General features: G+C 69.7%; 9 protein-coding genes. 4 read left to right on the forward strand and 5 right to left on the reverse strand.

Features of this window, described 5'->3' with window-relative positions:
- Nucleotides 1-84: 84 nt before the first annotated feature.
- The 4 genes from E1267_RS11805 (at nucleotide 85) to E1267_RS11820 (ending at nucleotide 5,833) form a co-directional block, all read left to right on the forward strand.
- On the forward strand, nucleotides 85-1,398 hold the full coding sequence (locus tag E1267_RS11805) for an RICIN domain-containing protein (protein ID WP_132332480.1): 1,314 nt from the start codon (nucleotides 85-87) through the stop codon (nucleotides 1,396-1,398).
- A gap of 48 nt (nucleotides 1,399-1,446) precedes the next feature.
- The gene (locus E1267_RS11810) at nucleotides 1,447-2,829 is read left to right on the forward strand and encodes an RICIN domain-containing protein (protein WP_220449429.1); all 1,383 of its coding nucleotides are present in this window, start codon (nucleotides 1,447-1,449) and stop codon (nucleotides 2,827-2,829) included.
- Nucleotides 2,830-2,922: 93 nt separating this feature from the next.
- Nucleotides 2,923-4,323, forward strand: a complete 1,401-nt coding sequence (locus E1267_RS11815; RefSeq protein WP_132332482.1) for a family 43 glycosylhydrolase — start codon at nucleotides 2,923-2,925, stop codon at nucleotides 4,321-4,323.
- A gap of 25 nt (nucleotides 4,324-4,348) precedes the next feature.
- On the forward strand, nucleotides 4,349-5,833 hold the full coding sequence (locus tag E1267_RS11820) for an RICIN domain-containing protein (protein ID WP_132332483.1): 1,485 nt from the start codon (nucleotides 4,349-4,351) through the stop codon (nucleotides 5,831-5,833).
- On the opposite strand, the gene E1267_RS11825 is transcribed toward E1267_RS11820, so the two are convergent.
- From E1267_RS11825 to E1267_RS11845, 5 genes are all read right to left on the reverse strand, one after another.
- Nucleotides 5,775-6,230, reverse strand: a complete 456-nt coding sequence (locus tag E1267_RS11825; protein ID WP_132332484.1) for a hypothetical protein — start codon at nucleotides 6,228-6,230, stop codon at nucleotides 5,775-5,777. The two genes, E1267_RS11820 and E1267_RS11825, sit on opposite strands and share 59 nt — an antisense overlap.
- 225 nt (nucleotides 6,231-6,455) lie before the next feature.
- A complete protein-coding gene (locus tag E1267_RS11830) occupies nucleotides 6,456-8,258 on the reverse strand; it encodes an ABC transporter ATP-binding protein (RefSeq protein WP_132332485.1) in 1,803 nt (600 codons plus the stop codon).
- Nucleotides 8,255-10,111, reverse strand: coding sequence for an ABC transporter ATP-binding protein (locus E1267_RS11835; protein ID WP_132332486.1), 1,857 nt, complete (start codon nucleotides 10,109-10,111; stop codon nucleotides 8,255-8,257). The genes E1267_RS11830 and E1267_RS11835 overlap by 4 nt, the downstream gene beginning before the upstream one ends.
- Nucleotides 10,108-11,457 carry a salicylate synthase gene (locus tag E1267_RS11840; protein WP_132332487.1) on the reverse strand — a complete coding sequence of 450 codons (1,350 nt, stop codon included), beginning with the start codon at nucleotides 11,455-11,457 and terminating at the stop codon, nucleotides 10,108-10,110. The genes E1267_RS11835 and E1267_RS11840 overlap by 4 nt, the downstream gene beginning before the upstream one ends.
- A complete protein-coding gene (locus tag E1267_RS11845) occupies nucleotides 11,454-13,079 on the reverse strand; it encodes a (2,3-dihydroxybenzoyl)adenylate synthase (protein ID WP_132332488.1) in 1,626 nt (541 codons plus the stop codon). The genes E1267_RS11840 and E1267_RS11845 overlap by 4 nt, the downstream gene beginning before the upstream one ends.
- Nucleotides 13,080-13,082 lie beyond the last annotated feature (3 nt).

The following is a 13,082-nucleotide window of genomic DNA, read 5'->3' on the forward strand; positions in this document are numbered from 1 at the left end:
CCCTCCCGCTCCACCTGCCGCCCGCTGGACGCACCCGACCCAACGCCCCTCGCCACAACCATCCCCGCACCCAGGGAGTCATCCATGACCATGCAACGGCGGACCTTCCTCAGCGTGAGCGCGGCCGGAGCGGCGGGCCTCGGCCTGTCCCTGCTCGGCGCGGGGCAGGCGCTCGCCGCCGACGGGCCGCTGGACACGGCGCCGACCACGCCGTTCGCGGTCGGCGTGCGCCGGTACGACTGGACCCGCGGCAGCCGCCCGTGCACCACCTACGTCTACTACCCCGCCACCGGCACCCCCGGAGGCAACCCGGTGACCAACGCCCCGGTCGCGGGCGGCGTCTTCCCCGTCTACAACTTCACCCACGGCTTCCAGAGCAGCCCGCAGAGCTCCCTGTTCATCATCCGGGCCCTGGCCGCGGCCGGCTTCGTCGTCCCCGCCCCGCACTTCAACCACAACTTCACCGACGTCAGAAACGGCAACACCTCCAAGGACGTCTCGCAGATCCTCTCCCAGACCCTCGCCCTCAACACGAGCGGACCGCTGGCCGGGCACATCGACACCGGCATCGGCGTCGGAGTCTCGGGTCACTCCCTGGGCGGCATGATCACCCATGGTCTGCTGACCGCCTGGCCCGACAGCCGGATCGTCTCCGCCAACCCGCAGTCCTGCGAGGACATGGGCGACCCCGCCGCCTCGGTCTCCGCCAAGGTGCTGTTCGTCCACGGCGACCGGGACTCGACCACGCAGTACTCCTCGGCCCGGCAGGCGTACACGGAGATGACCTGGCCCAAGGCGTTCCTCACCTTCGTCGGCGGCAGCCACACCAGCTTCTGGAGCGACAACCGCTTCCCCACCACCGTCGTCGACTGGGCCCGCTGGACCATGTACGGCGACACCGCCGCACGGGACCGCCTCCCGGCCGACGCGGCCGGGCCCAACACCAGGTGGGAAGCCCAGTTGGGTGACTCGCCCGGCGGCCCGGCCATCTACACCCTGGTGGCCCAGCACAGCGGCAAGGCCGCCGACGTCAACGCGGCCTCCACCGCCGTCGGCGCACGGCTCATCCAGTGGACCCCCAACAGCCGCCCCAACCAGCAATTCGAGTTCGTGGACGCAGGCGACGGCCACGTCCGCGTCAAGGCCCGGCACAGCGGCCTGTTCCTCCAGCCCACGGGCACCGCGACCGGTGCGGACGTCGTCCAACAGGCCGACACCGGCGCCACCGGCCAGCGGTGGCGCGTGGTCGACCACGGCGGTGACGTGATCAGCCTCGTCAACCGGGAGTCCGGCCTGGCCATGGACGTCGGGGAATACTCCACCGCCGACGGCGCCCGCATCTCCCAATACACCTACAACGGCAACCCCAACCAGCGCTTCACCTGGCGCCGCGCCTGACACGACATGGCGCCGGCAACCCTTCACCACCACACTGGACGGGTTCAGATGACACAGCCCTCCCACGATCGGGCCGCACCGCGACGTCCGCACCGGCGTCGCACCACTTTCGTCCTCGTCGGCGCACTGATCGCGAGCTGCGTCGCCGCGCTGATCACGGGACCGCCGGCGAACGCAGCCGTGATCAACCCGGCGGCGTACTACCAGATCATCTCGCGGCACAGCGGCAAAGCGGTCGACATCGCCGACCAGTCGACCGCCGACGGCGCCGTCGTCCAGCAACGGACCCGCGCCGATCGGGCCAGCCAGCAGTTCCAGTTCGTCGACGCCGGCAGCGGCCACTACAAGCTCCGAGCCCGGCACAGCGGCAAGCTGCTGGACGTCGCCTCGGCGTCCACGGCCAACGGTGCGAACGTCGTCCAGTGGACCGACAACGGCGGCGCCAACCAGCAGTGGCAGCTCGTCCGGGCCGACGCGCCACCGGCCCCGAAGTACGCCGGCTATCTGTTCACGTACTTCACCGGCGAGAACACCTCCACCGGCGAGCAGGTCTACTTCGCGCTCAGCCAGGGCAACGACCCGACCCGGTGGCGCCAGCTCAACGGTGGGCGGCCCGTGCTGACCTCGACCGTGGGCACCCGCGGCGTGCGCGACCCGTTCCTCATCCGTTCGCCACAGGGCGACAGGTTCTACAAGATCGCCACCGACCTGCGGATGTACGGCAACGGCAACTGGGACCAGGTCCAGCGGACGGGCAGCAAGTCCATCGTGGTGTGGGAGTCGACCGACCTGGTGAACTGGAGCGCGCCGCGCCTGGCCCGTGTCTCACCGGACACGGCCGGCAACACGTGGGCCCCGGAGGCGTACTACGACGAGGGGCTCGGCCAGTACGTGGTGTTCTGGGCGTCGAAGCTGTACTCCGCCGGCGACCCGAACCACACCGGCACCACCTACAACCGGATGATGTACGCCACGACCTCCGACTTCCGGACCTTCAGCGCCGCGCAGGTCTGGGTCGACAAGGGCTACTCGACGATCGACTCGACGCTCATCAAGCACAACGGCACCTACTACCGCTTCACGAAGGACGAGCGGAGCGCGTCGCAGACCCCGTGTGGCAAGTTCATCCTCGCGGAGAAGTCGGCGACCGTGCTCAACCGCACCTACTCGTTCGTCGCGGAGTGCCTCGGGAACAACGCGATCAGTCAGGGCGAGGGTCCGCTGGTCTTCAAATCGAACACCGAGGAGCGCTGGTACATGTTCATCGACGAGTACGGGGGCCGGGGCTACGTGCCGTTCACGACCACCGACCTGAACTCCCGGCAGTGGTCACCCGTCTCCGGCTACACCCTGCCCGGCCGGCCGCGCCACGGCACCGTCCTGCCGATCACCCAGGCCGAGTACGACCGGCTACTGCAACGCTGGGGCTGAGCGCCCGGGGGCTGAGCGCCAGTGTGATGACCAATCGACTCTCCACCCAAAACTGGTAGCGTTAACATCGACGGTGCTCGGAAAGAGGCACGCATGACGGTGAGCAGATGGGCGGCCGGCACGGCCGCGCTCGTTCTGGCCTGCTTCGACCTGGTGACCACGGCCGCTCCGGCGTTCGCCGCGACGCTGCCGACCGGAGCCCGCTCCTTGGAGTCGGTCAACTACCCCGGCCGGTACGTCCGGCACGCCGCCGCGCTCGGCCGCATCGACCCGGTTCCCTCGTCCGCCGCGACCCAAACCAAGCTCGACGCGACCTTCACCATCGTCAACGGCCTGGCCGCGCCCTCCTGCTACTCCTTCCAGACCAAGGACGGCCGGTTTCTGCGGCACCGCGACTGGCGGCTGCGTGTGGACGCCAACACCGGCGACGCGACGTTCGGGGCTGACGCCACGTTCTGCGCCGTCGACGGTTCCGTCGCCGGATCGACGTCGCTGACCTCCTACAACTATCCGAACCGGCGGATCAGGCACCGCGACTTCGAGCTCTGGCTGGACCCGTACCAGGACACCGCGACCTTCCGCGGGGACAGCTCGTTCCGGATCGCCGTGCCGTGGGCGCCCAAGACGAACCGGAACCCGGTGATCCCCGGCCTGTTCGCCGACCCGCACATCACCGTGATCAACGGCCGCTACTACCTGTACCCCACGACCGACGGCTACGCGAACTGGCGCGGGACGTACTACAAGGCGTTTTCCTCCGCCGACCTGGTGACCTGGACCGACCACGGCGTCGTCCTGGATCACGGCCCCGACGTGTCCTGGGCAGACGACTCGGCCTGGGCCCCGGCGGTCGCGGCGGCCAACGGCCGCTACTACCTGTACTTCAGCGGCGGCGCGGCCACCGGGAACACCGCGAAGCAGCTGGGCGTCGCGGTCTCCGACTCGCCGACGGGCCCGTTCCGGGACGCGCTCGGACGGCCGCTCATCGCCGCCGGCCAGTACTCCGGCCAGGCGATCGATCCGATGGTCTTCACCGACGACGACGGCCGCTCATACCTCTACTGGGGGCAGGGCGCCGCCCGCGTCGTGCCGCTGAACGGCGACATGACCTCCTTCAACCCGGCGCAAGTACGGACCATCACCCCGTCGGGCTACAACGAAGCGCCGTTCGTGTTCAAACGCGGCGGGATCTACTACTTCATGTGGTCGGAGAACGACACCCGCAGCGAGGACTACCGGGTGGCGTACGCGACCGGGTCGAGCCCGCTGGGACCGTGGACCAAGCGCGGCGTGGTGCTGCAGAAGTGGCTGGAGGCCGGAATCAAGGGCACCGGGCACCATTCGGTCGTCCGCATGCCCGGCACCGACACGTGGTACATCGCCTACCACCGGTTCGCCGTCCCGGCGGGGAACGGGACCAACCGGGAGGTGGCCGTCGACCGGATGGAGTTCGCCGCGGACGGAACGATCCGCCCGATCGTCCCGACCCTCTGAGCCTGTTCTAGTGATTGGACATGTCATGACACCGACATCAGGACCATCCCCGAACACCCCGCCGTTACGCCGCCTGCTGATCACCCTCATCGCGACCACGCTCGCCGCAGCAGCCACCCTCGTGGTCTCCACGTCGCCGGCCCACGCAGCCACCCGCCAATTCCGCGGCATGAACTGGGCCGTGCTCGGCGACAACTTCAGCACCGGCTCCCTCATCCTGCACGGCCTCAACCAAACCGACAGCAACGCCACCGTACGCGCCAAAGCCAACGCCCTCTACGACGACATGGCGTCCACCATGGGCATCAACACCGTCCGACTGCCCATCAACACCCACACCGTGGCCAACACCACCTGGTGGAACGCCTACCGCGGCGCCATCGACGCCGCCACCACCCGCGGCTGGAAAGTCATCCTCGCCTACTGGGAAGACGGCGCCGCCTCCGGCGGCCGCATCACCAACCACACCGCATGGAACACCATGTGGTCCACCGTCACCAACACCTATGGCTCCAACAACAACGTCTACTTCGAACCCATGAACGAGCCCCACGGCTACACCTCAGCCGAATGGCGCGACCTCGCCGCCACCTGGCTCGACCACCACTACTCCGCCCCCGCAAACCGAGTCCTCATCGGCGGCACCGGCTACAGCCAGGACCTGCGCGACATCTGCAACGACAGCCGCTTCAACGCCACCCTGCTGTCCTTCCACCACTACGCCTTCTTCTACAACCCGATGACGTACGACGCCTTCCGCACCCACATCCAGACCCGGCTGGGCACCTGCGCCTCCCGCGCCATCGCCACCGAATTCGGCGCACCCATGTCCACCGGCCTCAACTACGCCGACCCCACCAGCACCGACAACTTCGTCCGCCACATCCGCGCCATGGCCCAAGTCATGCGCGACAACCAGATGGGCGGCACCTACTGGCCCGCCCTCGGCGGCAAACCCGGCACCATCGGCTACGACTGGTACTCCATGTACGCCCTGGACGGCACCGGCACCACGCTCAACCTGACCATCCGCAACCCCTCCGGCGCCGACCGCATCCGCTACGCCTGGGGCGACACCATCGACGGTGACACCACCACCTACCGGCTCACCGCCCGCCACAGCGGCAAAGCCATGGACATCCAGCAACCCAACACCGACAACGGCGCCCGCATCGGCCAGTACACCTACAACGGCGACCCCTGGCAGCACTGGCAGTTCCAAGACGCCGGCAGCGGCTACTGGCGCCTCATCAGCCGCCACAGCGGCAAATGCCTCGACGTGGTCAGCGCCTCCACCACCGACGGCGCCGAACTCATCCAATACACCTGCGGCACCGGCACCAACCAGCAATTCCAGATGGTCACCAACGGCAGCCACTTCCAACTCCGCGCCCGGCACAGTGGCAAGTGCGTGGACGTGCCGGCCGCCTCCACCGCCGACGGCGTGGTCCTCAAGCAGTATCCGTGCAACACCGGCACCAACCAGCAATGGTCCCGCACGTCCGTCTGATGGTCGTCTGGACGTGACCGCGGATCCGCGGTGCGGCCCACACGCCCCCGGCGCCGAGCTCATGCTGTGTGCTCGGCGCCGGGCTTGATCCGCTGGTTCCGGGTTCGAGCCCCGCGACCTGCTCATCGACCTCGGAACGCGGATCGACCCGGCGTACGGGCCACCGGCCCGCCTCGTCGAGCAGCAGGTGCTCGACCCGGCCCTGCCGCAGCAGGGAGAGGATGTCGTCGAGGCCCACCGCGCCGTTACCGCCCGACAGGGCCAGGTCCCGGGCGCGTACGGCCAGGGCGGCGTCATGCCTGGCCCGCACCTCGTCGAGTGTGGGGCGGACGAACTCCAGCACCTCCGACGGCGACAGGGCGGGATCGCGCGCGAGATGTCCCCCCCTCTCAGCCACCCACAGAGCGCGTCGACCTGCTGTTCGGTGCGGACCGGGCCGATGGGGATCGCGGCGCCGGAGGGCCGGCGGTCGTCATGGCACGGCTGCACCACGACGAAGGCCCCGCTCGGCCCTTCCGCATGACGCGTCCGCTCGCCACCGAAAGTCCGCACCGGCGTCGGTGCTGGTGTCCTTGGCCGACAGCGGCTCGCCGAACCGATGAGCGCGGTGACCGGCACGCGGTCATTCGGGTGAACCTGAACTGTTGCTCACGCTGGACTTCACAGGCGATGTACGGGCAAGCCGCCAACTGCTGGCCTTCTCGCGTTCGGCCCACAGCCTGGCGTAACGCTCGTTCAAGGCGAGAAGCTCCTCATGCCGGCCGCGTTCGACCACCCGGCCGCCGTCCACCACAGCGATCTGGTCAGCCGAGCGGATCGTGCTCAGCCGGTGGGCGACGACGATGACCGTGCGGTTGCGGACGAGCTCCGCGAACGCCTGCTGGACAGCCCGTTCGTTGATCGGGTCCAGCGCGGAGGTGGCCTCGTCGAGCAGCACGATGGGAGCGTCCTTGAGGATGGCCCGGGCGATGGAGACGCGTTGGCGCTCGCCACCGGACAGGGTCGCGCCGCCCTCGCCCACCGGCGTGTCGTAGCCCTGCGGCAGTGCGGTGATGAAGCTGTGCGCCTGGGCCTGCCTGGCGGCGGCCTCGATGCTCTCCTCGGTGGCCCCCTCGCGGCCGAAGGCGATGTTCTCCCGGATCGTGCCCTGGAACAGGTAGACGTCCTGGAACACCACGGTGAGCGCGTCGAAGAGCTGCTCGGGCGTGAGATCGCGGACGTCGGCGTCGCCAAGGCGGACCGAGCCGGTGTTGACGTCCCAGAACCGCGCGATCAGCGAAAGGATCGTGCTCTTGCCCGCTCCCGAGGGGCCGACGAGCGCGGTCATGGTCTTCGGCGGGACGTCCAAGGACAGGCCCTTGATGACGGGCTGGCCAGGGTCGTAGCCGAACGTGACGTCGTCCAGTCGCACCGACGGCGCGTCGATGGTGGTCTTCCCAACGGTGGGTGCCGGTTGGGTGGGAAGGTCGTGGATCGCACCGATCCGGCGCAGGGCGGCCTCGGCAAGCCGTGACTCCTCGCCGCTCGCCGCCACCTGGAGCAGCGGGGTGTAGATGCGCAGGACCAGGACGAGGAAGATCAAAACCGCTCCGGCGTCCAGCCGCCCGCCGGCATACCAGTAGCCGAGTGCGGCGATCGTCAGCGGTATGCCGAGCTGGACGATCCCCATGGTGGCCAGTCCGGCGGGGACGAGCCTGACGGCCAGCCTGTCGTTGATGTCGCGAATGTCCCGCAGGGCGCCGTGGAACCACTCCAGCCTGGCCCCGGCCCGGTCGAAGGAGCGGACGACCGCGATTCCCCGGACGTACTCGATCATCCGGCCGTTCGCCGCGGCGAGCAGCTCGCCTCTTTCGACCGCTCTGCGTGCGAAGTAGCGCGAGGTCCACCGGTACAGCGGCAGCGCGGCGACGACGCTGACCGCCACGGCGAAGGCCATCGGCACGTCCACGGTGAGCAGGCCGGCGAAGATGAACACCGGCAGTGAGGTAGCGCTGAACCAGAGCGGGAGCCCATGGTGCGCATAGGTGGAGACCGCCTCCATGTCACTGGTGAGCATGGTCGACACGTCACCTGCGCCGCGTTCGCGCACTGTGCCCAGGGGGAGCCGCTGGATATGTTGGAGTGTGCCGGTCCGGGCCGCGCCGATTCCGTAGAACGTCGCGGTCCATGCCAGACGGTTGCTGAGATAGCCGAAGCCGTACTGCCCGGCGGCCCCGGCGAGCACGAGGCCGATCGCCAGGCCGACCCGCTCCCCGGTCAGCGTTTCCGTACGGATGCGATCGATCACCCAGACCAGCGTCACCACCGGGACGGCAGCCGCGAGGGACATCAGGATCTGAGCGATCAGTGAGAAGACGAAGGCCTGGCGGTGCGGGCCGAACAACCGCCAGAGGGTCCGCACCGTGCCCGTGTAGTACGTCGTCATGTCGGCTCCATAGCGCTGGTCGGACCAGCCTTGTGGACCGCTTCGCCGAGGGCGATCCGTTCGGTGGATTGGAAGGCGCGCCACATGTCGGCGTAGAGGCCGTCCGCGGAGATGAGATCCTCGTGGCGGCCGCGCTCGGTGATGCGGCCGTCGTCGACGACAAGGATCTGATCGGCGCCCGCGATCGTCGACAGCCGGTGCGCGATGATGACCACTGTCCGGTCGGTGACCAGCGTGTCGATCGCCGCCTGCAGGGCCACCTCGTTCTCCGGGTCGACGAACGCGGTGGCCTCGTCGAGAACCACGATCTCGGTGCCCTTGAGCAGGGTGCGGGCGATGGCGAGGCGCTGGAGCTCGCCCCCGGACAGACGGCTTCCGTGCTGGCCGATCCTGCTCCGGTAGCCGTCCGGCAGGGCGGTGACGAACTCATGTGCACGGGCGGCGCGGCAGGCCGCCTCCAGCTCGGCGTCCGTGGCATCGGGTCTGGCGAGCCTGAGATTGGCCTCGACGGTGTCGTCGAACAGGAACGTCTCCTGGAAGACGAACGACACGTGCCGCATGAGCTGTGAGAACGGGATCTCCTTGACGTCGGTCCCGCCGACCAGGACCGCACCCTCCCGCGCGTCGAAGAACCGGCAGATCAGGCGGGCCACCGTGCTCTTCCCGGCGCCGGACGGGCCGACCAGCGCCGTGATGGTGCGTGGTGCCGCGTGGAATGTCACGCCGGTCAGGGCGTCGCGGTCAGCCCCGTCGTAGCCGAAGGCCACGTCGCGGAACTCCACCGAGGCGTCGCGAAGTTCCGCGTCGTGGTCGGCCTCGGGCAGCTCTCCAGCGTCCTTCAGCTCGTTGATGAGCTGCGCGCCGTACGACAGAACGGTGAGCTGCGCCGCGAAGTCCTGCAGCTTGACCACCGATCCGCCGTACCCGAGTCCGATGACGAAGAAGAACAGCAGCTCGGTTGCGCCGATGGCGTCGTTCGCCCACAGCAGGAGGCCCACGGGCACGATCGTGATCGCCGTGGCCGACGTCAGCGTGAAGAACGCCGTATAGAGGGGAAGGAACGCCTTCCCCCAGTCGGCCTGGTATTTCGCGGCGCCGTGGATCGCGTCCTGGGTCTCGGCGAACGTGGCGTCCGTCCGGTTGAACATCCGCACTATCGGCAGCCCGCGCACCATCTCGACGATGGAGCCGTTCATCCGCCCCATGGCGGCCATGTAGCCGCCCATCTTGCCCTGGGAAGCCCGCATTCCGTGGTTCATCAGCGCGAAGGCGACGACGAGGCCGGCGACGGCGGCCAGTGCCATCCGCCAGTCGACGACGAGCATCCAGATCGTGGAGGCGACCACCACGACCACCGCGGCGACCACGTCGGGGATCGCGTGGGCGAGGAACAGCTCCAGCCTTTCGACATCGTCCGACAGGGTGCGCTGGATCTCCCCCGACCGCTTGGACACGACCTTGCCCAGCGGGACCCGGCCGAGCCGTTCCCCGATCCGCAGCCGCAGGCGGTACAGCGTTCCGAACGCCGCCCGATGGGAGATCAGCATGGCGAGGCCCATGAGGACGTACTGGCCCGCCACGAGCGCCAGGGCGGCCCAGGCAAGCCCGAACAGGTAATCCCCTCCCGCGCTCCCGTCGAGGAGAGCGCTGATGGCGAGGTAGATGACGTAGAAGGGCCCGAGCTGGCACAGCGTGCCCAGCGTGGAGAGAAGCGCCGCCAGGGCGTACCGGCCGGCGTCGTCCCGGGCGAACGGCAGCAGCAGCGCGACCCGAGACGCGACGGTGCTCTCCGATGCCGCCCGCGGTGGAGCGTCGGCCTGGGGCGAAGCCTGTTCGACGGTTTCCGTGCTCATGCCTTCGTTGCTCCTTCCGTACGGGCCCGCAGGTGTGGAGCGACGCTGCGGAGCTTCTCGCAGGTCTCCTCCCACTCCCGCTCGGGCGTGGACTGGCCCATGATTCCGGCGCCGGCCCGCAGCCAGTTGCGGCCGTCACGCTGGAAGACCGTGCGCAAGGTCAGGGCGGCGTCCAGGGTCCCGTCGGCGTCGGTCATGAAGACCGCACCGCCGTACAGTCCCCGCGGCGCGCTCTCGCGGTCGCGGATCACGTCCAGGGCCGCGGCCTTGGGCACACCCGTGGCCGTCACAGCCGGGAAGAGCGCGGCGAAGGCCGACCACGGGGGTACCCCGTCCCGCAGTTTCCCGGAAACGCGCGAGGCGATGTGCTGGACGGCGCCGCGTTTCCGGATCGCCATGAACTCGCCGATGGACACGGTCCCGCCGTCGCAGACCTCGGCGAGCTCCTCGAAGGCGAGCCGGACGGAGACGGCATGCTCGATCACCTCCTTCGGATCGTTCAGCAACTGCTCGCGGAGCCGGGTGTTCTCGCCGGGGTCCTGGCCGAGTGCCCTGGTTCCGGCCAGGGGCTGGGTGCTGATCCGCCGGTCGGAGCCGATCTCGACGACGGTCTCCGGGCTGAATCCGGCGGCCCGCCATCCGCCCATGTCGAACAGGAACGACCGGGCCGGAGTCGCCGCCGTGCGGCCTGCGAGATAGGTGGCGAACAGGTCCAGGCCGTCCGGGAGGGGGAGAACCCGGGACAGCACCGCCTTGTTCAGCCGGCCCGCCTTGATGTCCTCGACGGTTCGGGCGACCGCCCTGCGGTACGGCTCCGCCCCGGCGTCCAGCGAGACAGGCAGCGGATGGACGGCCGGTGCCGCCTCCGTCCGTGCGAGAAGCTGCGCCGCGCGGCGCAGGTCCTCCTCGGAGGCGGCGCGGATCCGGGCTCCGCCCCGAGTGAGCTCCACCTCGACCCGCGGGAGGAAGAGGTGGAACAACGGCCCGGGGCCCGGGGCCTTCCCCCGAAGGAGATGCGCGAGCTCGAAGGAGGCCCATCCGTAGCCGCGCCAGCCCGCGTCCGGCAGGGCCGCGAGCAGTTCGGTGACCCGCTCCAGGGGTTTGCCCGCGGTGGGGGTCTCGTATCCGTGTCCGCCGCTCCGCGCCCGGACCCGTTCGGCGTCGACCGTCACCGAGCCGGCCAGACCGGTCGCGAAGTGCCACGTGCCCCGGCGTTCGTACACGGCGTACTGGTCGCCGATCCCCGACCGGGCCAGCCGTACCGCGGCCGAGGCGGGGTCTCCCGGCAACTCCACGTGCGCCTCGTGAGCCGGCCGCGGGACGGCGGCCGCCCAGCCGGCGGTCATGACCGGGCCTTCGCGACAGGGGACGCCACCATGGCGGCCAGCGCGCGCTTGTCGGTCTTGCCGACCCTGGTCACCGGAAAGGCGTCGACGACCTCGACCCGGTCGGGGATCTTGTACGGCGCGACGCCACAGTCACGAAGGAACACCGCGACCTCGCTCCGCCCTATGGGCGGGCTGCCGGACGCGGCGATGACGAAGGCGCACGTGCGCTCACCGAGCAGGTCGTCCGGCACGGCGACCACCGCCGCGTCGGCCACCGCCGGATGGGTGAGGAGGTGTTCTTCGAGCTCGACGGCGGCGATCTTGTCTCCGCCCCGGTTGATCTGTTCCTTCACCCGTCCCTCCACGACCAGATGGCCGGTCGGGGTCATCCGGACCAGGTCGCCCGTGCGGTAGAAGCCGTCCTCGGTGAAGGAGACGGCGTTGTGCTCGGGAGCCCGGTAGTAGCCGCGCAGCGTGTACGGCCCCCGCGTGAGCAGGTGGCCGAGTTCGCCGGGAGAGACGTCGGCATCGTCCTCGTCGACGATGCGGATCTCGTCGCCGGGCGACAGCGGGCGCCCCTGGGTGTGCAGCACCACGTCCTCGGGCGCGTCCGGCTCGGTGAAGTTGAGCAGACCCTCGGCCATGCCGAAGACCTGCTGGAGCACGGGGCCGAACGCGTCCCGTACCAGCCTGGCGTGTTCGGGGAGCAGGCGGGCGCCCCCCACCTGCAGGAGCCGCAGGGAAGAGAGGTCCGAGCCGGACCACTCGGTCGCCTCGGCCCACATCCGGGCGGTGGGCGGGACCAGCGCGGTGACCGTCACGCGTTCCCGTGCGATGACGTCGAAGACCTCGTCCGGCGCGACGGCGTTGGTGAGCAGGGCAGTGGCCCCGGCGTGCAGTGCCCCAAGCACACCCGGGCAGGCCAGCGCGAAGTTGTGGGAGACCGGTAGGGCCGCCAGGTACACGTCGTCCGGACCCAGCCCGCACAGCTCGGCACTCGCCCGGATGTTGTAGAGGTAGTCGTCGTGGGTCCGGGGGATGAGCTTGGGGAGCCCTGTGGTCCCGCCCGAGACCAGCATGACCGCCACGTCTGAGGGGGCGGCTCCGCCGTGGTCGCGCCCGGGGGCGGCGTACAGATCGGTCAGGTCGATGAAGGGCCCGGGTGCGCCGTCGACGACGACGTGCCGCAGGCCGGGCACGTCGTCACGGACCTGCGCCGCGAGCTCCCGGTAGTCGAACCTGGCATGCTCGTCCGGGATCACATAGGCGACGGCCCCGGACTGCCGGCACAGGTGGACGATCTCGTTGCGCCGGTGCAGGGGGAGGGCGAGTACGGCGACCGCCCCGATGCGCTGGAGCGCGAAGAACACGGTCAGGAACGTCGCGACGTTCGGAAGCTGCACGACGACCCGGTCGCCGGGCGACAGATCGAGCCCGGACAGGCCGGCGGCGAGCCTGCCCGCGGCGGCGTCCAGGTCAGCGTAGGTGATCCGGTTCGCGGCGTCCACCACGGCCGGGTGGTCGGATCGGTCCCGGGCGCGCCGTCTTAACAGCTCGTCGAAGGTCTCGCCATGCCAGTAACCGGCCTTCCGGTAGTGCTCGGCGAGCTCAGGCGGCCAGGGGACGCAGCCTTCGAGCATGGG

This window comes from Nonomuraea longispora (genome assembly GCF_004348345.1).
Classification (GTDB): Bacteria; Actinomycetota; Actinomycetes; order Streptosporangiales; family Streptosporangiaceae; genus Nonomuraea; species Nonomuraea longispora.